The sequence below is a fragment of the uncultured Subdoligranulum sp. genome, from assembly GCF_937890665.1.
The window spans coordinates 1-22,115 of sequence record NZ_CALADU010000164.1; the positions used below are offsets into that span (position 1 = coordinate 1).

Here is a 22,115-nt window from a genome sequence, read left to right on the forward strand (position 1 = left end):
CGCAAAGTGCTGGCTCGCCGCCGTGCCAAGGGCCGCAAGAGCCTGACGGTCTGATCTTTGGAAATGAATGAAGTAAAGGGTTGCTGACAAACGGTCAGCAGCCCTTTTTTCTAAACTAGCGTTTTCAAAGGGGGGCAACAGCCGCGCACGGCTGGGTTCCCGTTTGTACATTGTAGTGGAGTTTCGCCCATGCGTTATCGTGTTTTAAACAAAAACTGGCAATACAACCGGGTCTATGGCCGGGGCAAAAGCTACGTACACCCCCATGTGGTGCTGTATGTGGCCAAAAATCGTGTCGGCTACACCCGCATTGGGCTGACTGCTACCAAAAAAGTGGGCCATGCCGTGCAGCGCAACCGCGCCCGCAGAGTCATGCGCGCCGCTTTGAGCGAACACCTCTCGCAAAATATCGGCGGATATGATATAATACTCGTAGCGCGCGGTCAGACCCCCCACCTGAAGAGCACCCAGCTCAGCAAAACGCTGGGCAAACTCTTCGCCAAGGCGGGCCTGCCCGATCTGGCCAAACCCGCCGCGCCGGCGCCAAACAACCCGGAACCGGCACAATGACCCGGCTGCTCATCGCGCTGCTGCAAGGGTACAAGCGGTTCATCAGTCCCCATCTGGGGCATCATTGCCGGTTTGTGCCCACCTGCAGCGAATACGCCATGCAGGCTTTGGCCGTCCATGGACTGGTCAAAGGATTGATCCTGACGGTCTGGCGGCTGCTGCGCTGCAACCCCCTGTGCAAGTTCGGGTTTGACCCTGTGCCGGAAAAAGGGCGATGGGTCAATGAAAAGCGGAAGCTGACCCGGGGGTGAACCGGGAGGTTCGCGCTGCCTGGGGATGTAGCTTTTTTCTAATGGGGAAAGTGCAGTTGAGAAACTGCGGAGGGCAACACAGAACCGATGCGCTTCCAGACGGTGCCGCTTTTTGAGCGCGCAAAAAGCGGCTGAAAAACGCGCCGCTACTTCCGACGCGCGGGGCACGGCTCATGGGGCCTGCGGGCCCCCTAAGAACCCCCGGGGCTTCGAGGAGGTCGCCCGAGACGGTTCCCGCTCTTCACAGCGATGTCCGGCTCTACGACCCAAACTGCCCGTGCCGACCAAAAGAGCTCACCCGGGCTCCCGATTTGAAACCCTGCCCGCCGTCGCAGGCGGGCCCTGACCAGAGCTGGGTTATATTCCCGGTAATATTCTTTTTATTTTATTTAGAGTTTTTCTTCCTACTTTTTTGGAGTTTCTTTGCCTACTTTCTTTGCAAAGAAAGTAGGTCTTTGCAAAGAAAGTAGGACCATCACATTGCCTCTCATGTCTTTGCGCTGCGCGGCAAAGACCTACGTTAAAATACACGCTTCCGGGCGCAGCCGGGGCAGAATGGACATGCTATGCAAATTTTCTACTTCCTGGCCATCATTCTGGGCCCGCTGGTGAAGGTACTGTACAACCTCATCGGCAACTACGCGGCAACGATGATCGTTGCCACCCTTATCATCAAGCTGCTGCTCTTCCCGCTGGCGATTCACCAGCAGAAGTCCACCGCCAAAATGTCGGTGTTCCAGCCGCTGGTGAACGAGATCCAGCAAAAGTACAAAAACAACCCCCAAAAGCAGCAAGAAGAACTGATGAAGCTGCAGCAGGAACACGGCTTTAATCCCATGGCCGGCTGTCTGCCCATGCTGCTCACCATGCTGGTGCTGTTCGGCTTCTTGGGCGTTGTGTACTACCCCGTGCACTACATCTTCGGTGTGTCGGATGCCGCCGTCCGTCAGGCCTGCGAGGCTCTGGGTCTGGCGACTGCCAACGCTACCACCATGCAGACCCAGCTGATCCAGGCTATCCACAGCGGTGCCGTCATCAGCCCCGACATCATCCCTGCCAACGTGGTCACCGAGATCCAGAACTTCAACACCACCTTCTTCGGCATGGATATGTGCGATATCCCCGGCTTTAATCTCACCCCCATTGCCATCTTCCCCATCATCGCCGCTGTGACGATGATCCTGAGCTACATCTTCACCCAGAAACTCTCCGGCATGGGCGCCCAGATGCAGGGCAGCATGAAGATCATGATGTGGGTCATGAACTTGATGTTTGTTTCTTTCTGCTTCAATGCCCCCGTCGGTTTCTCGCTGTACTACGGCGTGTCCAACCTGTTCCAGATTGGACAGAGCTTTGTGACCTACCGCATTTACAGCCCCGAAAAATTCAAGGCCCAGTATGAGGCCGAACTGGCTGCCAAGCGCGCGGAAAAGAAAAAGAAAAAGACAGTGACCTTTGAGGAAAACGGTCAGACCGTCACCAAGGAAGTCACCGGCGGCGAAGCCAACAAGCTGCGTTTGGAACTGGCGCGCAAGCGCGAAGCCGAGCTGTACAAGGATGAACGGACCACGCCGTTGCAACACTAAGGAGGGAGCAGCATGCGCAGCATTGAAATGAGTGCCCGCACCGTAGAGGCCGCTGTGGAGGCCGCCTGCGAAGCGCTGGGTGTGAACCGTGACGATTTGAACGTCAGCTATGAAGTGTTGGAATTTCCGGCCCGGAAATTGTTTAAAACTATCCCGGCCAAGGTGCGGGTAACGGTGGAGGAGCCGGAGGCTGCCCCCGTGGAAGCACCTCAGGCCGCCCCGGAGGCCCCTGTGGAGGCCGCACCGGCCCCGGTGGAGGAAGTTGCCCCCGCCGCTGCTCCGGCCGAGGAAACCCCCGCCCAGCCCGCGGAGCAGCCCGCCCCGCAGGAAGCGGAAGAGCAGGAACTGGACATCAACGCCGATCCCCGGCTGCAGGCCGCTGTGGAATACCTGACCCCGATCTTTAAGCTGATGGGGGTGGAGGACTTCACCTTCTCGGCACTGAAGAAGGGCGAAGCCACCATTCTGCGGGTCAGCGGCAGCCACATGGGTGCGCTGATCGGACGCCGCGGCGGAACGATGGAGAGCCTGTCCTATCTGGCCAGCCTGGTGGTCAACCGGATGGAAGGCCCCTACGTGAAGCTGGGTCTGGATGTGGGCGGCTACCGCGGCAAGCGGGAAGACGATCTGGCGGCTTTGGCCCGCCGCATTGCCGAGCGGGTCATCCGCACCGGCTGCTACTACGAGATGGAACCCATGAACCCCTACGAGCGGCACATCATCCACACCGCCGTGGCGGACATCGAGGGTGTGCGCAGCGAGAGCAAGGGCGAAGGCCCGGCCCGCCGCGTGGTGATCTATTCCACCGACCCCAATGCCAGCAACCTGCCTGACCGTGACAATGCCCGCAACGTCCGCGGCGGACGCCGTGAGGGTGGCCGTGGCGGCCGTCGTGACGGCGGTCGCGGTGGTCGTCGTGAGGGTCGTGGCGGCCGTGGCGGCCGCGGTCCCCGCCGTGAAGGCGGCAGCCGGTACAATGGTCCCAAATCCAGCGTGCCCGGCCGTGAGTTTGCCGACACGCCCCGGGACCCCAACGCCCAGCCCATGGCTCCCAAAACCGTCGAGCGCATCCACGACGGCGACGACTTCGCCTTCGGCAAGATCGAACTGTGATGGTTTATTCTTTTCTTGCTTGTAAGAAAAGAACCAAAAGAACTTTATACAAAACGAACCCGCAGGGAAACCCCCTGCGGGTTCGTTTTATATCGAGGGTCTTGGCTCTTTCTTACAAGCAAAGGACACTCCCTCCCATTCATCGGGACTAGGAAAAAGAGCGACAAAACCCGAATAGTTTTCCACACCGGTGTGGAAAAAAAGAAACCGGACAGATCAGAGAAAATTTCTGGAGAGATGTGTGGGAAAAAGAAGAAAGTTATCCACGATTTCAGAGAAGGCTGTTGATAACTTAGTCAAGTCCGTGGGAGTTTGGGGTTCCCGCAACAGCATATGTATGGGATAAAGATTTGGAATTTCTGCTTCCTGTTTTGGAAAGAAGGGGGGACTTCCCGGGGCGTGAATGGATTGGGGGATTTTGACTTTTCCACAAGAACCCATTCATGGGATAAAAGATTGAAATTTCTTCGGTTCCTTCTTTGCAAAGAAGGAACAAGGAGATATTGACAAAGTACAGGGAATTGGTTTTAATGAAGATACGAAACCAACCCAAACCCAAAGGAGGGGACCATGAAGCAATACGATCGTCGCCGGGGCATGAGGACGTTATGGCTTTGCATTGCGGTGTTAGCGCTTTGCGCAGCGGGGGCACTGGCCCTGCTGTTGTGGAAAACACCGGCTGCCCGGGACGAGGTAATTCCGGGTCCCCGGGGCGACATCTACGCCACGGTGCAGATGCCCAACAAACTTAGCCGAGGCGATACGGTACCGTTGGTGGTCCTGTGCCACGGTTTTACCGGCAACCGGGACGGTGACGGGCATTTTGGCCCGTTGGCCGAGGATCTGGCCGAAGAAGGCATTGCCAGTGTACGGTTAGACTTTGCGGGCTGCGGGGACAGCACCGAACCCTACACCGCCTACACGCTGGACAACATGGCCGCCGACGTGAATGCAGTCATCGGGTACATGAAGCAAGAATACAACACCCGCGGTGCCACCGCGCTGGTAGGCCACAGCATGGGCGGACGGCTGGCCAGCCTGTACCCCCAAATCAGTGCCCAGCAGGGCTATGAACAGGTATCGGCGCTGGTCTTGTGGAGCCCCGCCAACGGTACCGGACTGATGGGTCTGGAATTTTTAAACATCGGGGACCTTGCACAGGTGGAAGCCATCGCATCCGCGGCGTTGTCCAGCGGGCAGACAGCCACCAAGTGGGGGGTAGACATCAGTGCTGAATTTGTACAGGGGATGCAGAACAGCGACCCCAACGCCGCTTTGCGGGAAGCCGGACTGCCGGTTTTGCTGACATACAGCGGCAACGAAACAGTTTTGAGCGAAACCACCATCACCGAAACGGTAGCCACCGTCCAGAGCCTGCCGGAAAGCACCGTGGTGCTGGACCCCTTTGTACAGGGGGACCACAACTATACCAGCAGCGACCCCGCCGTGAATGAACAACTGGACGCCGACCTGCGGCAGACCACAGCGGACTTTCTTTATAGCGTATTGAGATAATGGTTGTGCCGTTCATTTCCTGAAGAGAAGGGACCAAAGAACACTGACTAAAAATCCCCGGCTGGATACAATCCAGCTGGGGATTTTTGATGAGAGTTTCTTCGGTTCCTTCTTTGCAAAGAAGGAACAAAAGCATTGCCCCCGTCCGGTTGCGGCTCCGGGCGGGGGCATTTTGGGGTATCGGTTTGGTGTGAGGAGGAATCATGTTCCAGGGTTCCGGTTGCGGCTCCGGTTCCCTGTGCCTAATACAATACAGGATAACTGCTAAGAAACTATGATACTGATATGAACATTTTGTAAAATTGAACGAGTGTCAACAAAAAAGCCCCGGCTGCCGCAGCAGCCGGGACATTTTACGCGTTTTGTGGAAAAATCAACCGAACATGTTGATCAAGATACCGGCTGCAACCGCAGAACCGATAACGCCCGCCACGTTGGGGCCCATGGCATGCATGAGCAGGTAGTTGCGGGGGTTGTACTCCTGACCGACCTTCTGGCTGACACGGGCCGCCATCGGCACCGCCGACACGCCGGCAGAACCGATCAGCGGGTTGATCTTGCCGCCGGTCACGGCGCACATGATCTTGCCCAGCAGCACGCCGCCTGCGGTACCCACACCGAAGGCCACAACGCCCAAGACGATGATCTCGACGGTCTGGAGGTTCAGGAAGGTGGAAGCATTGGTGGTGCAGCCAACCGAGAAGCCCAAGAAGATCGTGATGATGTTCATGAGCTCGTTGCCGGCGGTCTTGGTGATACGCTCCACCACGCCGGATTCCTTCATCAGGTTGCCCATCATCAGGCAGCCCACCAGAATGGCGGCATCGGGCAGCGTCAGGCTGACGATGATCGTAACGATGATGGGGAAGAGGATCTTCTCGGTCTTAGAAACCTGCCGGGGCGCCGTCATAACGATCTGGCGCTCTTTTTCGGTAGTCAGGAAACGCATGATGGGCGGCTGAATGACCGGCACCAGCGCCATGTAACAGTAGGCCGCCACCGCAATGGAACCCAACAGATGAGGCGCCAAACGGGTGGTGGTGAAGATCGCGGTCGGGCCGTCGGCACCGCCGATGATGCCGATGGAGGCCGCTTCGGGACCGGTGAAGCCCAGAATCTTCGCGCCAATGAAGGTGAAGAAGATACCCAACTGAGCCGCAGCACCCAGCAGCAGGCTGGACGGGCGGGCAATCAGCGGGGTGAAGTCGGTCATGGTACCGATGCCCAAGAAGATCAACGGCGGATAGATGCCCAGCTTGACGCCTAAGTAGATGTAGTCCACCATGCCGCCCGAACTGCCCAGCATCTCCCAGTTGATGTGGTTGGTTTCGTTCAGGAAGATCTCGATGTGGAAAATGCCGTCCAACGGCAGGTTGGTCATCAGCATGCCGAAGCCGATGGGCAACAGCAGCAGCGGCTCGAACTGCTTGACGATGGCCAGATACAGCAGCACACAGGCTACCGCCAACATGACGGCGTACTTCCAGCCGCCCTCAACAAAAAAGATCTGCGCCCAGCCGGAGTTGGCGAAAATCTCGGCAATATTGGTAAAAATCGCACCCATTTTCAGCCCTCCTTACATGAACGGCGTGGTGTGCTCCCGCACACCCGCATCGCCCCACGCACCACGGCGGGAGCCTTTACCGGATTTCGTCACGCGGCGGATCCCGTGGATCACGGCACCCTCACCCATCACGCTGGCTACTGCTGCCGAAATGGCGGCAATGATCTCGCCGGGGATGGCGCCGTTGTCCGCCTTGGCGGCAGGCGCCTGCGGCTTGGCCGCCGGTTTGGGCGCAGGCTTCGGGGCGGGTTTATCCGCCTTGGGAGGCTGCGGTTTTTCCGGCTTTTTGTTCATACTGTCGAAAATTTTGCCTTCCACCGTGATAATCAGGCACAAGGCGACCAGCATCGCAAAGACCAGCACAATACTGGTCAGAACCACGGTGCCGTCGCTGGCTTCCAACGCCAGCAATGCAAGGTTGGGCATGACAGGTTTCCTCCTTTTGGTTAAAACCATGGATAAATTTGTACAAGCGACATTTGATTGTATTATATCACAATGTGCATTTTTTTGGTAGATTTTTTTACAAAAAAATTAACAAATGTCACGACATGTTGGGCGTCCTGCCGGATGGACTTTTCCCAAAACCCTGCACCGCGGGCCTTTTCGGCCCAAGGCGCCCTCTTTTGGGGGAACCGCGTCCTTTGGGCAGCCAAAGGCAGCAGGACGGTAAACTTAAGAAAATAAATAGAGAGAAGCGTATAAGAGAAGAAAAAAGGCTTTTGACAAAAGAAAAGAAAGTTTTGCTTCGGCATCTTGCCTAAAAACGGTGGAAAACCTTGGAAAGGGGACGGGCAACGTTCCAAAAAATGGTAAAAAGGGCAATTTTTGCTTGACCCCGCGCAGAGCTTGTGGTAGCATAGGCGCAACGAAACAAACGGCAAAGACGCCGGGCAGAGAAATCTGCCCGGCGCTTTCTGTGTTTGTGGGGAATGAAAGGGGTTATGTGTATGTACAGTTCGGCAGACGTTACATGGACACTGGTTGCGGCGTTCATGGTCTTTTTCATGCAGGCAGGCTTCGCCCTATGTGAAGCAGGCTTGACCCGTGCCAAAAATACCGGCAATATTCTGATGAAGAATATGATGGACTTTTGTATTGGCACACCTTGTTTCTGGCTGGTTGGCTTCGGTGTGATGTTTGCGGGCACCGGCGCCTTCATCGGCGGGTTTGACCCGTTCATTCAGGGCAGCTACGACTTCGGCAGCCTGCCGCTGTGGGTCTATGTGGTGTTCCAGACCGTCTTCTGCGCCACCGCTGCCACCATTGTGTCCGGCTCCATGGCCGAGCGCACCAAGTTCAGTGCCTACTGCCTCTACTCGGCGGCCATCAGCCTCATCGTCTACCCCATCTCCGGGCACTGGATCTGGGGCGGCGGCTGGCTCAGCCAGCTAGGCTTCCATGACTTTGCCGGTTCCACTGCCGTTCACTTCGTCGGCGGCGTCACCGCTTGCCTCGGCGCTTGGATGCTCGGGCCCCGCATCGGCAAATACGGCAAGGACGGCAAGGCTCGCGCCATCCCCGGCCACAACCTCACCGCCATGGCGCTGGGCGTCTTTATCCTCTGGTTCTGCTGGTTCGGCTTCAACGGCGGCTCTACCGTATCGATGACAGGCGACGATACCATGATCTCCGCCGGTTTGATCTGCTTCAACACCAACTTGGCGGCGGCGCTGGCTACCTGCTCCGCCCTCATCACCACCTGGGTCCGCTACGGCAAACCCGATGTTTCCCTGACCTTCAACGGCGCGCTGGCCGGTCTGGTGGCCATCACCGCCGGCTGTGACATGGTCGATCCCTTCGGCGCTGCCATCATCGGCATCGTGGCCGGCATCCTTTGCATCTTCTCGGTAGAATTTTTCGACAACGTGGCCAAGATCGATGACCCTGTGGGCGCTGTCTCGGTCCACTGCGCCAACGGTGCTTGGGGCACCTTGGCCACCGGTCTTTTCTCCACCAGCCAAGGCGTTTTCTACGGCCACGGCTTCTCCTTCTTCGGCGTGCAGGTGCTGGGCTTGCTCAGCGTGCTGGTCTGGGTGCTGGTTTCGATGTTCATCATCTTTACCCTCATCAAGAAAACCATCGGCCTGCGGGTGACCGAACAGGAAGAAATCGACGGTCTGGACATCCACGAACATGGCCTGACCAGTGCTTACGCGGGCTTTGCCATCAGCGACGCGACCTACGCGGAACTGGATGTCAACGAGAACACCGATCTGGGAGAGGATGACATCACCAAGGCCAGCCCCTCCAAGGTGGCCGCCGCCGTCAAGGTGCAGAAAGAAGCGCCTTTGCCTGCGGAGTTGGATTCCGGCATGCACAAAGTTTCCATCATCGTCCAGCTAGCCAAGTTCGACGCCCTGAAGCAAGCACTCAACCGCGTCGGCGTTACCGGCATGACCGTGACCCAAGTTATGGGCTGCGGCCTGCAAAAGGGCAGCGGCGAGAAATATCGTGGTGCTGAAGTGGACACTACCTTGCTGCCCAAGGTCAAGGTGGAAGTCGTCATCAGCAAGATCCCCGTCGATACCATCATCGACGCGGCGACCAAGGCATTGTATACTGGGCATATCGGTGACGGCAAGATCTTCGTCTACAATGTGGCAAAGGTCGTCAAGGTCCGCACCGGGGAACAGGATTACGCCGCCTTGCAGGATGTGGAATAATACGATGGAAAAAGGGACGGTCCCCCGGGACCGCCCCCTTTTTGTTCCTTCTTTACAAAGAAGGAACCGAAGAAATTCCAATTTTATAGCCCGGGAATGGGTAGTTGAGGCAAGACCGTGCCGCCCGGTGTGTTTATCCTGCGGGAACCACCTTCTTTGCAAAGAAGGAACCGAAGAAATTCCAATTTTATAGCCCGGGAATGGGATGGTAAGGGAAAACCCCCGCCGCCCGGTGTGTCCATTCTGCGGGGAGGGACTTCTTTGCAATGCGTTTTTATAACAAAGTTAGGGTTTTCGGGGGTCATTGGTCAGCCCCAAAAGATAATCGGTGGTGGTGTCATATAAGCGGGCCAGTTGGATCAGCACCGGGGTGGGAATATCCCGCAAACCCTGTTCGTAGCGGCTGTATTGGGGTTGTGCCATGCCCAGCAATGCCGCCAACTGCCGCTGGGAAAGGTCGTGATCTTCGCGCAGATCGCGCAGGCGTGGGTAATAGGCCAAAAGGGTTCCTCCTGATATCTCGTAAATACCTTGACAATACAACAAGAAAGAGGTATCATTGTGAAATGATAACCGTATGGTTATCAAAAAGAACGAGAAACCTCGGTTGTATTGTGAGAAAAAAGGAGTGTTTACAAATGGATGGCATCGTTGCGGTATTAGGTATGATTATGCTGGCGCTGTGTCTGGTGGGAACCATCGGATACAATGGGTTGCGGCGTAAATGGGCAGGAATCATTGGTGTGGGCGGATCCTACATCATTTTGTTGGGGATCATGCTGCTGATTGCATCCATCGGCACCTTGATCAAGGCAATTACCGGACAGGAACTGAATACTTCTGCCGGAGAGATGATTGGAACTGTGCTGATCGCAGTGGTTTGCCTGCTATATATGGGAATGGTCATTGTGAGCCGCTGCGAAACCACGGCACAAAAGGTCATGCTGCCGCTGGTGGCTTGCCTGATTGGCGCCGGGTTTATCTGGCGGCTGCTGTTGGCGATTGTGGCCCATGTACCGATGGACAGCGGAGAAACCGCGGTTTCGGCGTTGGATTCCATGCCGGACATTATCTACGATACCAACAACGCTCGGGCTGTCTGGCACAAACAGGGCGTGTATGGGGATCATGTGCAGTACTATGGTCCCAACGGTGAGACGGTGACCTTCTACCAGTCGGATATCGAAGGCGCAAACTACAAGGGCTTTGCGTTGAACTGAACGATCTATATAAAGAACAAGAGCCTTTGCTGTGCAGGATGTACAGCAAAAGGCTCTTGTTTTTGTTCCTTCTTTGCAAAGAAGGAAGCAGAAATTCCGATCTGATCTCCCAAAGAGGGAACATCGGCCGGAAAGTTATCCACAACCCGGTGGAAAACTTCCCGTTCCTAAAAGGAATGGCTCTTCCCGGGAAGCGCTGGGCCGCCTCAATCGGTCAGCACCTCGTTCATGGCGTCCAACTGGTCCGGCACCTCGGTCAGGTCCATGGCGGAAAAGTCGGTGGTCACCCCGGCGTCGTCCAGCAGCCCCTGCTGGGCGGCGGGGTCCGCACAGATGTCTTGGGCACAGCGATAGACCCGCGGCCAGTTGGCGTCCATGGTGGCTTGGTCGTCGGTGCTCAAAGCCTCCTGCCAGAGCTGGGTCTCCCCCGGCAGGTCGTCGGGCACAAAATCCCCCGTCAGGTACACCACCAGATCCGCCGCGGCAAGGGCGGTTTTCAGGCTGCCCCCGGCACTGTCCGCCTCATAGGCGATGCAGCCGTTCAGCACCACCGTCAACTGCTGGACCTTGAACGCCCCCGCCGCCGAAGCGGCAGTTTCGGCCGTGGCGGTTTCCGGCGTGGGGGTGCCCGCCGGCAGCGCGGTCCCCGAAAGCGCCGATTCCGGCGTGACAGCGGTCTCCGGCGTGGCGGCCGGCGATGCGGCGCATCCCGCCAGCAACAGCGCCGCCAACCAACAACAAACCCATTTTCCCATGGTGGATGCCCCCTTAGTTTTCCCTTATAGTATGCCCGGTGGTGGAAAATTCGTGCCCATCGGCCATCCGTTTGCGGATGTAGGCCTGCATGCCGTCAAAAATCGGCATCAGGTCCTGCCCGTCCGCCGTCAGCCGGTACTCTACCCGGGGCGGCGTTTCGTGATAATCCAACCGCTCGATCAGCCCATCCGCCGCCAACTCCTTGAGCTGGTTGCTCAGCATCTTGTGGGTGATGCCCTCCAGCAGGCGGCGCAGCTCGCCGTACCGCAGCGTGCCGTGGGCGCCTACCATAAATAAAATGCGCATCTTCCATTTGCCGCTGATGCGGTCCATCACCGCTTCCATCTTGTCGCAGCCGACATCCGCATAGCGGCAGTTGCAATCCTGATTGGGATGCATCGTTTGCCCACCTCCTGTGGTTTCCAAAAAGTGCGTACTTGTCAAAACGACCAGTGCCTGTATACTAAGTATAAAAGAATTTTTCCATTTTGCAACTTGCCCGCCTTTGACGTTTGCGGTAGAATGATAACAGAACGGCCCGCCTTTGACGCGGACCGAGGAATATGAGGGAGAAAACGACGTATGATCGATGATATTTTTGAGTTTTTACAGGAGGGCGTGACCCCCTATCACGCGGCGGCCACCGCCGCCGCTTGGCTGGACGCCGCCGGTTTTACCCGGCTGGAAGAAGCCGATTACTGGAATTTGGAACCCGGCAAAGGCTACTATCTGGTCCGGGGCGGCTCGGCGGTGGTAGCGTGGCGGATCCCCGACCATGCCATCGGAGGGTGGCGGATCACCGCCAGCCACAGCGATGCGCCGGGCTGGAAGATCAAGTCCGACGCCGTGACCAACGACGGCTGCCGCCGCCTGAGCGTGGAAGGCTACGGCGGCATGAACATGGCCACCTGGCTGGATCGTCCCCTGACGGTGGCGGGCCGGGTGCTGCTTCGCACCGAGGATGGGGTCGAGACCCGGCTGGTCCATCTTGACCGGGACCTGCTGGTCATTCCGTCCTTGGCCATCCATATGCAGCGGCAGGTCAACAAGGGCCACGAGTACAACCCCCAGATCGACATGCAGCCCCTGTGGGGTCCCGAAGCGGGCCGTACCCTGACCGACTTGGTCTGTGAGGAACTGGGTGTGCGCCCGGAGGAGATCCTCGACCAAGATCTGCAGCTCGTGACCCGGCAGGCGCCCACCGTCATCGGGCCGGATGGGGAATACTTTATGGCCCCCCGCATCGACGACTTGGAGTGCGCCGCCACCACGCTGCTGGGCTTTATCGACGCGGCGGCCGACACCGACAGCGCCTGCGCCCCGGTGTGGGCCATGCTGGACAACGAGGAGGTAGGTTCCTCCAGCCGGCAGGGCGCCGAGAGCAGCTTTTTGCGGGACGTGCTGGACCGCATCTTGGAAGCCATCCCCCACAGCGCCCAGATGGAACACCGGGCGCTGGCCAACAGCTTTATGCTCAGCGCCGACAACGGCCACGCCACCCACCCCAACTTTGCGGCCAAGAGCGACCCCGCGGCCCCGGTGCGGCTGGGCGGCGGCGTGGTGCTGAAATACAACGCCAGCCAAAAATACACCACCAACGCCCTCAGCGGCGGCATCTTCCGGGCCATCTGCGAAAAAGCCGGCGTCAAGGTGCAGGTCTTTACCAACCGGGCCGACGAACCCGGCGGCAGTACGCTGGGCAACCTGCAAAGCCATACGCTGCCCATCCCCATGGCGGACATCGGGCTGGCCCAGTTGGCCATGCACTCCGCTGTGGAGACCGCCGCGGTGTCCGACGCCAACGCCATGGTGCAGGCGGTGGCGGCTTTCTACCGGGTGCATCTGCGGGCGCTGGGTGACGGCGTCTATACCTTAGCATGATCACCGGACGATATGCCCCCAGCCCCAGCGGGCGGATGCACTTGGGCAATTTGCTCTGCTGCCTGCTGGCTTGGCTTTCGGCCAAAAGCAAGGGCGGGCAGGTACTGCTTCGCATCGAGGATCTGGACACGCTGCGGTGCCCCCGGCATTTTGCCGACGCCATCGTGGAGGATCTGGCTTGGCTGGGCCTTTCCGCCGACGGGCCGGAGCCCCCGGTCTACCAGAGCGAGCGGTCCGAAATTTACCTGCACTATTATAAGGAACTGGAACGGCGGGGGATGGTCTATCCCTGCTTTTGCAGCCGCAGCCAGCTCCATGCCGCCAGTGCCCCCCACCGCAGTGACGGGCAGGTGCTCTATGCCGGGACCTGCCGGAACCTGACCCCCGAACAGGTGGCCGAAAAGGCCAAGACCCGTGCCCCCGCTTGGCGGGTCCGGGTCCCCGACGAGAAGATCGCCTTCACCGACGGGCATCTGGGCCCCTACGCCGAAAATCTGGCCCGGGATTGCGGGGACTTTTACCTGCGCCGGGCGGACGGCGTTTTTGCCTACCAACTGGCGGTGGTGGTGGACGATGCCCTGATGGGCGTCACTGAAGTGGTGCGGGGGGCCGACCTGCTCAGCAGCACCCCCCGACAGCTCTGGCTCTATCGGGAGCTGGGCCTGCAAGCCCCCCAGTTCTACCACCTGCCCCTGCTGCTGGCCGCCGACGGACGGCGGCTCTCCAAACGGGACGGCGACCAAAGTTTGGAACATCTGCGGGCCAAGTATGCCCCGGAAGAAATCATCGGCAAGCTGGCCTTTGCCTGCGGCTTGCAGGAGTCCCCCCGTCCCACCACCCCGGCGGCGCTGGCCCAGACCTTCGATTGGGCCAAAGTGCCAAAACACGACATCCTTTTGCCGGAAAAGCTGTTTTAATGTGGGAAAGGGGCGGCGAAAACAACATTCCCCGGCAGCGCCCTGTGTGGCCCGCTGCCGTTCACCAGCACGAATAAAGGAGTTCTCCACCATGCAACGCTATGAAATCACCGGCATGAGCTGTGCGGCTTGTGCCAGTCATGTGGAAAAAGCCGTGGCGGCGGTGCCCGGCGTGCAGTCGGTTTCGGTCAGTCTGCTGACCAATTCCATGCAGGTCCAGCCCGCCCCCGGCGTCGAGGAAGCCAAACTGCAAGCCCGCATCTGCCGGGCGGTGGAATCCGCCGGCTACGGCGCCGCCCTTGCCGACGATACGATGGACGCCGCCTTGGACGATACCGAGACCCCACGCCTGAAAAAACGGCTGATCCACAGCCTGTGCTTTTTGGTGCCCCTGATGTACCTGTCCATGGGGCATATGATCGGCCTGCCGCTGCCCCCCTTCTTGGAGGGGGCCGGTCCGGGGGCGCTGGTCTACGGCCTTTTGCAGTTGGGCCTGACCCTGCCGGTCTGCTGGATCAACCGGGCCTTCTTTGTCAGCGGCTGGAACGGGCTGCGCACCAAAGCCCCCGGCATGGACACGCTGGTGTCCTTGGGGGCGGGGGCAGCTTTGGCCTACGGTGTCTTTGCCCTCATCATGATCGGCGCCGGGTTGGCGTCGGGGGACGAGGGGACGGTGCTGCAATACCGCCACGACCTGTATTTTGAATCCGCCGCTATGATTTTGACCCTGATCACGGTGGGCAAGACCTTGGAGGCATACAGCAAGGGCCGCACCACCGACGCCCTGAAAAGCCTGATGGAGCTGGCCCCCCAGACCGCCACCGTGCTGCGGAACGGCAAACCGGTGACGGTGCCGGTCAGCGAAGTGGCGGTGGGGGATCTCTTCCTCGTCAAGCCCGGCGAGTCCATCCCGGTGGACGGCACGGTGGCCGAGGGTGTGTCCAGTGTCAACGAGGCCGCCCTCACCGGCGAGAGCATGCCGGTGGATAAGTTCCCCGGTTCCCCCGTCAGCGCCGCCACCATCAACCAGAACGGCGCTTTGACCTGCCGCGCCGAACGGGTGGGGCAGGATACCACCCTCTCCCAAGTTATCCGGCTGGTACGGGACGCCGCCGCCACCAAGGCCCCCTTGGCCAAAACCGCCGACAAGGTGTCCGGCGTGTTTGTGCCCGCCGTCATGGCCATTGCCGCTGTGACCTTCCTTGTCTGGCTGCTGCTGGGCCAGACCTTCCCCTATGCGCTGGCCCGGGGCATCTCGGTGCTGGTCATTAGCTGCCCCTGCGCCTTGGGTCTGGCCACCCCCGTGGCCATCATGGTGGGCAGCGGCGTGGGCGCCAAGCATGGCATCCTCTTTAAGACTGCCGCCAGTCTGGAAACCACCGGCTACACCGACACGGTGCTGCTGGATAAGACCGGCACCATCACCACCGGCGAACCCAGCGTGGTGCAGATCGTAGGCACCCGCCGCGTGCCGGAAAAGTTCCTCCTCAGCATGGCGGCTGGGCTGGAACTGCGCAGCGAACACCCCTTGGCCCGGGCCATCTTGCAGCGGGCCGAGGAAGAAAAGATCAAGTACACCGCCGTGGCGGACTTTACCGCCGTGCCCGGCAAGGGCCTGCGGGGTAAGGTGGCCGGCAAGGTCATCGCCGGCGGCAACGCCGACTTCATCCGGGAAACCTGTGTCCTGCCCCCCGACTTGGAAGAGGCCGGACAGCAGATGAGCCAGAACGGCATTACCCCACTCTACTTCTCGCTGGCGGGCAGCCCGGCGGGTGTCATCGGTGTGTCCGACGTGGTCAAAAAGACCTCGGCGGGGGCCATCGCCCAGATGAAAGCTCTGGGCCTGAACGTGGTGCTTCTCACCGGGGACAACGCCGCCACCGCCCGGCACATCGGGTCGATGGTGGGGCTGGACGCCGACCATGTGGTGGCAGGGGTGCTGCCCGCCGGTAAAGAGGCCGAAGTCCGCCGCCATCAGGCCGGGGGCCGGGTGGCCATGGTGGGCGACGGCATCAACGACGCCCCCGCCCTGACCCGGGCCGAGACCGGCATTGCCATCGGCGCCGGGGCCGACGTGGCGCTGGACGCCGCCGACGTGGTGCTGGTCCGCAGCGACTTGGCCGACGTGCCCGCGGCGGTGCGGCTTTCCCGGGCGGTGGTGCGCAACATCCACGAAAATCTCTTCTGGGCGTTCTTCTACAACGCCATCTGCATCCCGCTGGCCGCGGGCGTCTTTACGGGGCTGGGCATCACCCTCAACCCCATGATCGCCTCGGCAGCCATGAGTCTGTCCAGCGTCTGTGTGGTCACCAACGCCTTGCGGCTCAATACCTTTGACCCCCGCAACGCCGACCACGATGCTCCGCCCAAACACAAGGCCCCGCCCCGGGAAGAACCCCCGGCCCGGCCCGCTGCCTGCCCGGCTGCTTGCCCGGCAGAGCCTATCCAACAGGAGGTACCCGTTATGAAAAAGACCATCCATATCGAGGGCATGATGTGTGCCCACTGCGAAGCCACCGTCAAGAAGGCGCTGGAGGCGCTGGACGGGGTGGAAGCTGCCGTCGTCAGCCACGAAGCCGGCACCGCGGTGGTCAGCCTTTCCCAGCCGGTGGCGGACGCCGACCTGCAGGCGGCCGTGGAGGCGAAAGACTACACCGTGACCGGTATCGAGGGATGAAAACCGTTCGTCGGCGCTGGCGGTTTACCGGCCGCGTGCAGGGCGTGGGGTTCCGGTATTTTGCCTGCTGCGCCGCCCAAAAATTGGAACTGACCGGCTGGGTGGCCAACAACTGGGACGGCAGCGTGACGCTGGAAGCCCAGGGCGACGCCGCCAAACTGGATAAGCTGATCCCTTTGATCGAACATACCAACCGCTGGGCCCGCATCGAGGGCATGACGGTGGAAAATCTGCCGCTGAAAGAGCAGGAGTACGGATTCTCGGAGCGCAGCGGCGAGTAAAGTGGGGAACGGTTTGTTCCTTCTTTGCAAAGAAGGAAGCAGAAACTCCAAAGAAAAACGGACGGGAAGATTCCCGTCCGTTTTTGGGTAAGGGGCATTTTTCCGGGCCGGGAAGTGCTTGCCAACGACGCACAGGTTCGGTATAATAGAACATAAGACAGTGTGTACAGTGGGGAAATGCCGCGCCGAAAAGGAGCGGCCCACCGTACCCATTTTGCAGTAAAGGGGGCCTTGGTTTGGCGGGGACTTTGTATCTGGTGGCGACGCCCATCGGCAATCTGGACGATATGCCGCCCCGGGTGGCGGCGACCTTTGGCGCGGTGGATTTTGTGGCTGCCGAGGATACCCGTGTGACCCTGCGGCTGCTCAACCATCTGGGGCTGAAAAAGCCGATGGTCAGCTACTATGAACACGCCCTGCACCACGGCGAGGCGATTTTGCAGCGCATCCAGGCGGGGGAGGACTGCGCCCTTTGCAGCGACGCGGGCATGCCCTGCATCAGCGACCCCGGCGAGCAGATCGTGGCCGAAGCCCATGCCCGGGGCATCCGGGTGGTGCCGGTGCCGGGGGCATCGGCCTGCATCACGGCGTTGGCGGCCAGCGGCCAGCCCACCGCCCGCTTTGTCTTTGAAGGATTTTTGCCGGTGCCCAAGCGGGAGCGGCGGGAACGGTTGGCGGCCTTGCAGGGCGAGACCCGGACCATCCTGCTGTACGAAGCCCCCCACAAGCTGCGCACCACGCTGGACGACCTGACGGCGGCTTTCGGCCCGGACCGGCCGGTAAGCCTTTGCCGGGAACTGACCAAGCTCCATGAAGAAATCGTCAAGACCACCTTGGGCGAAGCGGTGGCCTTTTACCGGGAAAACGACCCCCGGGGCGAGTATGTGCTGGTGGTAGCCGGGGCCGACCCGGCGGCTGTGGCGGACGCCGCCCCCACCAAGGAGGATGTGGTGGCCGCGGCCCGTGCCCTGCTGGCGGGGGGAACACCGCCCTCGGCGGCGGCCAAACAGGCGGCAGCCGGTACCCCCTTCTCCAAGGGAGAGATCTACAAAGCCTTGATCGCCCAAGAATAACGGGGCGGACCGCCCCTGCTAAGAAGCAATTCTGATTTTTCCAGAAAGGAAAATAGTCCATGTCCGATACCACCAAGATCCTTGTTGTCAGCGATGTGCATGGCCGTCTGCGCGACCTGCGCTGGGTGCTGCAAAACGAGAGTGCCGACGCCCTGTTTTTTTTGGGCGACGGATTGTATGACCTGAACGCTGCGCTGGAACTGCGCAAGACGCCGGTGCCTTATCCCATCTACCGGGTGGCGGGCAACTGCGACGCGGGATACCCCGAACCCACCGAGGGAATGGCGCCTTTTGGCGGGGTGCTCTTCTTTTACACCCACGGCCACCATTACAGTGTCAAGTCGGGCAGCGAGCGGCTGGCCCAGTGCGCCGGGGAACGGGGCGCCGATGTGGCCCTCTTCGGCCACACCCATGTGAAGGAGCTGACCCGGTATCCGGGTACGGCGGCCACGGTGTTTAACCCGGGCAGTCTGCGGGACAGCGCCAGTTACGGCGTCATTGAGATCGTGGACGGGGAATGTTCCTTTGGATGGAAGAGGGTGCCGGAATTTTGAACGAGAGTGTACGTTTTGTGCCGGAAGTGGACAGCACCAATACCTGGGCCAAGGCGCATCTGGAGGAGTTTGGGCCTATCGGGGCGGTGTATGCCACCAGCCAGACCGCAGGCCGGGGACGGTTGGGCCGGCAGTGGATCGATGCCCCCGGCAAGGCCCTGTATTATACGGTGGTGCTGAAAACGCCGCTGGTACAGCCTTCCACCCTGCCGCTCTTTTCCAGCTTGGCGGTGGCGGATGCGCTGGAACAGCGCTATGGCGTCCAGTGCCAGATCAAATGGCCCAACGACCTGCTGCTCAACGGCAAAAAGGTGGTGGGCATCCTTTGTGAAGGCGCCCCCGACGGACACAGCGTACTGTCGGGCATCGGTATCAATCTGGCGCAGGACCAAGCCTATTTCGACGCGGCGGGGCTGCCCCACGGCACCAGTCTGGCGTTGCAGGGCGTGCCGGTGGATCTGGAAATGGACCCCGAATGGCTGGCCCAGTATATGACGGATTTCGGCTTTGACCGGGAACTGTATACCTACGAGGTGGAGGGGTTTGCCCCCTACCGGGAACGGTACAAGGCCCGGTGCGTGAATCTGGGACGCCGGGTGACCTACGACGGCGGCGCGGGCGTCGCCACCGATGTGGATGAGGAAGGACGCTTGATCGTGGAAGGCGAGGACGGTACCGTCCGGGTCTTTACCGGCGAAGTGTCGGTGCAGGGCATCTACGGCGCCGTGTAAGACTCTGTTCTTTTCTTGCAAGAAAAGAACCAAAAGAACTCTAACTAAAAATCCCCCACAGGGTATCTAACCCTGTGGGGGATTTTTGTTTGGAGTTTCTTCGGTTCCTTCTTTGCAAAGAAGGAACATAGTTTTTATTGACAAATATAAAGGGGTTTGGTATGCTTAGGGTAGAGAAGCGGGCATAGCCGATTCCCGAAAAAAGGAGGGTACTACGATGAAAACGATTCTTGTATGCTGCACGGCGGTGCTGGCAGCCGGGTTGTTGGGGGGCTGCACAGCCGGGGCTCCGGCCGGGTCGTCGTCGGCCCCGGAAAGGGAAGAACCGGCGACTTCCACGGCCGAAACAGCGGCGGTGGTGTATCACGGGGAACCCACCGACACGCCGGAAGAAACGCTGGCCCAGACGCTGGAAGCCGAGGACCCGGTGCTTTGCCCGGACTGCGGCGAAGTCCTGCAGGGGGTACTGGTGTCCAGCGAGGAACTGCCGGTGGAAGAACAGCCCTGCCGCAGCATGGTCAACGGGACCGATGCGGTGTACAAGCTCTCGCTGACCTATGACTGGCAGTGTGCCGCCTGCGGCTACACCGACCCCGGCCAGACTGTGGAAGGTATCCGGGCCATGGTCTGCCACGGCTGGACATCCTGAAAACCCAAGAAAGGAAGGGACCGACAATGACCGGAAGAAAGAAAATGAGCTGGCTGGCGATGATCGCGGCGGCGGTGATGCTGGCGATGCTGGCGCCGGGGGCCGCGGCCTTGGAAACGGCTGCCGGGCCCCAGCCTGACGGGGAAGTTCCGGTGACGCGGGCCTACACGGTCACGGTGCAGGGGGCGCGGAAAAACCACCGTACCACGTTGGGCTTGGAAAACCCCACGCAGGTGACCTGCCCGTACTGCGGGGCCGAGACCACCGACATTACCCGGACCTATACGGTGGCGGACGGGTCCGCCGAACGGCCCTGCGATGGGTACCCCTACGGGGTGGATATTGAGTACCGGTATCTGGACTGCTATCAGGCGGTCTGCCATGACTGCCCCTCGGTGGGCAACCACCTCGACAGCGTGCTGAAGGACCAGACCTTTGCCTTCACCCAGCAGCGGACGCTGCGCTTTTGCGAAGGACGCAGCCGCATCTGACGGACAACCTTATTCTTTTCTTGCTTCGGGCGCAGCGGAGCCAGCCCTCGGCACCGTTCTGCTCTGCTGCCGAGGCCCATCCGCTGTGTCACTCGGGTTTGCCATACATACAGTATGGCTGCGCCCTCCTTCCTTGCGGCTGTGCCCGGCAGCGAGCATTCTGGCACCGTTGTCTGGCCCGCTGCACCCGGAAAAGAACCAAAAGAACTCTATACAAAAATCCCCCGCAGGGAGATTCCCTGCGGGGGATTTTTATTTGGAATTTCTTCGGTTCCTTCTTTGCAAAGAAGGAACAAGAGATCAGCTCTTGGCTTTCTCTTCGTCCAGACGGTCCAGCAGATCCCAGACGCCCAGCATATACTGGGTGCCGAGGGCACGGTCATACTTGCCGTAGCCGGGACGGCAGTTGCCGGGACCTTCCTCCCACAGCTGACGGCCGTGGTCGGGACGGATCACCAGATCGTGGCCGCCGTCATGCAGGGCGCGCAGGATCTCGATGATGCCGGTCTCGCCACAGCAATCACGATGGGCGGCCTCGCTGAAGTCGCCGTTGGGGAAGTGATGGATGTTGCGAACGTGGGCAAAGGGGATGCGGTCGCTGTGCTTGCGGGCGATGGCGGCCACGTTGTTGTTGGGGTTGCCGTTCAGGCTGCCGGAGCAGAGCGTCAGGCAGTTGTACGGATCGTCCACCATGGTCAGGAACCGGTCGATGGCCTCGGCGTTGATCAGCAGACGGGGCAGACCGAAGATGTCCCACGGCGGATCGTCCTGATGGATCGCCATTTTGACATCGCACTCCCGGCAGGTGGGCATGATCGCTTCCAGGAAATACTTCAGGTTATCCCACAGCTTCTCCTTGGTGACGGGGGCATAGGCCTTGAACAGCTCGTCCAGCTTGGCCATACGCTCCGGCTCCCAGCCCGGGAAGGTCATGTGATACTTCTCGGTGAAGCTCATGATGTAATCGGCCATCGCCTTGTAGTCGTCCTGAATCATGTCCTTCTGGTAGAACAGCGCCGTGGAACCGTCGCCCACCGGGTGGAACAGGTCGGTGCGGGTCCAGTCAAAGATGGGCATGAAGTTGTAGCAGATGACCTTCACGCCGTATTTGGACAGGTTGCGGATGCACTGTTTGTAGTTTTCGATGTACTGGTCGCGGGTGGGCAGGCCGATCTTGATGTCGTCATGGACGTTGACGCTCTCGACCACTTCGGCGGAAAAGCCCTTGGAATGGATCAGGTCCACGACCTTCTTGATCTCGTCCTCCTGCCAGACTTCGCCGGGCATTTTGTCGTGCAGCGCCCAGACGATGCTCTCGACGCCGGGGATCTGCCGGATGTCGTCCAGCGTGATGGGGTCGTTGCCTTCGCCGTACCAGCGCCAGCCCATTTTCATTTTCATAAGGGGTGTCCTCCTTGTTGGTTTGTGGTGTTGGGGTTTTGTGTTGTGGGTGAAAAAAACGAAACGCAGACCGGCAACGGGCGGTGTGGCCGAGCCCGTCCGGGCGGCCTGCAGGCCGCCCCTACAGCCGACGGAAAGGGGCGATTTTCCCGGCAGGGGTGGTGCAAGAGGGAAAGTAAGACCCCTCAGTCTGCGCCTGCGGCGCATCCAGCTCCCCTG

General features: G+C 60.0%; 23 protein-coding genes. 17 read left to right on the plus strand and 6 right to left on the minus strand.

Annotated elements, in window-relative coordinates; translation table 11 throughout:
* The 6 genes from Q0526_RS18815 to Q0526_RS09370 form a co-directional block, all read left to right on the plus strand.
* Window positions 1–54: 50S ribosomal protein L34 (locus tag Q0526_RS18815; RefSeq protein WP_366522076.1), on the plus strand; the 54-nt coding region annotated here is incomplete at its 5' end.
* 135 nt (window positions 55–189) lie between these two features.
* The gene (rnpA, locus tag Q0526_RS09350) at window positions 190–570 is read left to right on the plus strand and encodes a ribonuclease P protein component (RefSeq protein ID WP_298732835.1); all 381 of its coding nucleotides are present in this window, start codon (window positions 190–192) and stop codon (window positions 568–570) included.
* A complete protein-coding gene (gene yidD, locus Q0526_RS09355; RefSeq protein WP_298732837.1) occupies window positions 567–821 on the plus strand; it encodes a membrane protein insertion efficiency factor YidD in 255 nt (84 codons plus the stop codon). Before rnpA ends, yidD begins: the two co-directional genes overlap by 4 nt.
* Before the next feature lie 566 nt (window positions 822–1,387).
* Window positions 1,388–2,407, plus strand: coding sequence for a YidC/Oxa1 family membrane protein insertase (locus Q0526_RS09360; protein ID WP_298732839.1), 1,020 nt, complete (start codon window positions 1,388–1,390; stop codon window positions 2,405–2,407).
* Window positions 2,408–2,419: 12 nt separating this feature from the next.
* The gene (gene jag, locus Q0526_RS09365) at window positions 2,420–3,520 is read left to right on the plus strand and encodes an RNA-binding cell elongation regulator Jag/EloR (RefSeq protein WP_298732841.1); all 1,101 of its coding nucleotides are present in this window, start codon (window positions 2,420–2,422) and stop codon (window positions 3,518–3,520) included.
* Between the two features lie 570 nt (window positions 3,521–4,090).
* Complete coding sequence (locus Q0526_RS09370; RefSeq protein ID WP_298732843.1) at window positions 4,091–5,035, plus strand: alpha/beta fold hydrolase; 945 nt, start codon at window positions 4,091–4,093, stop codon at window positions 5,033–5,035.
* Between the two features lie 373 nt (window positions 5,036–5,408).
* Here the strand turns inward: Q0526_RS09370 and Q0526_RS09375 are convergent, their stop codons facing one another.
* Window positions 5,409–6,599, minus strand: coding sequence for a sodium ion-translocating decarboxylase subunit beta (locus tag Q0526_RS09375; protein WP_298732845.1), 1,191 nt, complete (start codon window positions 6,597–6,599; stop codon window positions 5,409–5,411).
* Between the two features lie 12 nt (window positions 6,600–6,611).
* On the minus strand, window positions 6,612–7,025 hold the full coding sequence (locus tag Q0526_RS09380; protein WP_298732847.1) for an OadG family transporter subunit: 414 nt from the start codon (window positions 7,023–7,025) through the stop codon (window positions 6,612–6,614).
* A 524-nt stretch (window positions 7,026–7,549) separates the two neighbouring features.
* Between Q0526_RS09380 and Q0526_RS09385 the strand changes: the two genes are divergently transcribed.
* A complete protein-coding gene (locus Q0526_RS09385) occupies window positions 7,550–9,265 on the plus strand; it encodes an ammonium transporter (protein ID WP_298732849.1) in 1,716 nt (571 codons plus the stop codon).
* A gap of 285 nt (window positions 9,266–9,550) precedes the next feature.
* Here Q0526_RS09385 and Q0526_RS09390 read toward each other — a convergent pair whose 3' ends face one another.
* Window positions 9,551–9,766 carry a helix-turn-helix transcriptional regulator gene (locus Q0526_RS09390; RefSeq protein WP_298732851.1) on the minus strand — a complete coding sequence of 72 codons (216 nt, stop codon included), beginning with the start codon at window positions 9,764–9,766 and terminating at the stop codon, window positions 9,551–9,553.
* A gap of 137 nt (window positions 9,767–9,903) precedes the next feature.
* On the opposite strand from Q0526_RS09390, the gene Q0526_RS09395 reads away from it, so the two are divergent.
* Window positions 9,904–10,485, plus strand: a complete 582-nt coding sequence (locus Q0526_RS09395; RefSeq protein ID WP_298732853.1) for a hypothetical protein — start codon at window positions 9,904–9,906, stop codon at window positions 10,483–10,485.
* 206 nt (window positions 10,486–10,691) lie between these two features.
* Here Q0526_RS09395 and Q0526_RS09400 read toward each other — a convergent pair whose 3' ends face one another.
* Together Q0526_RS09400 and Q0526_RS09405 are read right to left on the minus strand one after the other, a co-directional pair.
* On the minus strand, window positions 10,692–11,240 hold the full coding sequence (locus Q0526_RS09400; protein WP_298732855.1) for a hypothetical protein: 549 nt from the start codon (window positions 11,238–11,240) through the stop codon (window positions 10,692–10,694).
* A 13-nt stretch (window positions 11,241–11,253) separates the two neighbouring features.
* A complete protein-coding gene (locus Q0526_RS09405; protein ID WP_366522075.1) occupies window positions 11,254–11,640 on the minus strand; it encodes a winged helix-turn-helix transcriptional regulator in 387 nt (128 codons plus the stop codon).
* 183 nt (window positions 11,641–11,823) lie between these two features.
* Between Q0526_RS09405 and Q0526_RS09410 the strand changes: the two genes are divergently transcribed.
* From Q0526_RS09410 to Q0526_RS09450, 9 genes are all read left to right on the plus strand, one after another.
* Window positions 11,824–13,122 carry a M18 family aminopeptidase gene (locus Q0526_RS09410; RefSeq protein ID WP_298732857.1) on the plus strand — a complete coding sequence of 433 codons (1,299 nt, stop codon included), beginning with the start codon at window positions 11,824–11,826 and terminating at the stop codon, window positions 13,120–13,122.
* Window positions 13,119–14,039: a tRNA glutamyl-Q(34) synthetase GluQRS gene (gluQRS, locus tag Q0526_RS09415; protein ID WP_298732859.1), complete on the plus strand. Its 921-nt coding sequence runs from the start codon at window positions 13,119–13,121 to the stop codon at window positions 14,037–14,039. The genes Q0526_RS09410 and gluQRS overlap by 4 nt, the downstream gene beginning before the upstream one ends.
* 91 nt (window positions 14,040–14,130) lie before the next feature.
* A complete protein-coding gene (locus tag Q0526_RS09420; RefSeq protein ID WP_298732861.1) occupies window positions 14,131–16,716 on the plus strand; it encodes a heavy metal translocating P-type ATPase in 2,586 nt (861 codons plus the stop codon).
* A complete protein-coding gene (locus Q0526_RS09425) occupies window positions 16,713–16,997 on the plus strand; it encodes an acylphosphatase (protein ID WP_298732863.1) in 285 nt (94 codons plus the stop codon). Before Q0526_RS09420 ends, Q0526_RS09425 begins: the two co-directional genes overlap by 4 nt.
* Window positions 16,998–17,233: 236 nt before the next feature.
* The gene (rsmI, locus tag Q0526_RS09430) at window positions 17,234–18,070 is read left to right on the plus strand and encodes a 16S rRNA (cytidine(1402)-2'-O)-methyltransferase (RefSeq protein WP_298732865.1); all 837 of its coding nucleotides are present in this window, start codon (window positions 17,234–17,236) and stop codon (window positions 18,068–18,070) included.
* Window positions 18,071–18,129: 59 nt separating this feature from the next.
* Entirely contained in the window at window positions 18,130–18,624 is a 495-nt protein-coding gene (locus Q0526_RS09435) for a metallophosphoesterase family protein (protein ID WP_298732867.1), read from the plus strand.
* The gene (locus Q0526_RS09440; protein WP_298732869.1) at window positions 18,621–19,355 is read left to right on the plus strand and encodes a biotin--[acetyl-CoA-carboxylase] ligase; all 735 of its coding nucleotides are present in this window, start codon (window positions 18,621–18,623) and stop codon (window positions 19,353–19,355) included. The genes Q0526_RS09435 and Q0526_RS09440 overlap by 4 nt, the downstream gene beginning before the upstream one ends.
* A gap of 217 nt (window positions 19,356–19,572) precedes the next feature.
* Window positions 19,573–20,004: a hypothetical protein gene (locus Q0526_RS09445; protein WP_298732871.1), complete on the plus strand. Its 432-nt coding sequence runs from the start codon at window positions 19,573–19,575 to the stop codon at window positions 20,002–20,004.
* Window positions 20,005–20,030: 26 nt separating this feature from the next.
* A complete protein-coding gene (locus tag Q0526_RS09450; protein ID WP_298732873.1) occupies window positions 20,031–20,495 on the plus strand; it encodes a hypothetical protein in 465 nt (154 codons plus the stop codon).
* A 300-nt stretch (window positions 20,496–20,795) separates the two neighbouring features.
* Here Q0526_RS09450 and Q0526_RS09455 read toward each other — a convergent pair whose 3' ends face one another.
* Window positions 20,796–21,896, minus strand: a complete 1,101-nt coding sequence (locus tag Q0526_RS09455) for a mannonate dehydratase (protein WP_298732875.1) — start codon at window positions 21,894–21,896, stop codon at window positions 20,796–20,798.
* Window positions 21,897–22,115 lie beyond the last annotated feature (219 nt).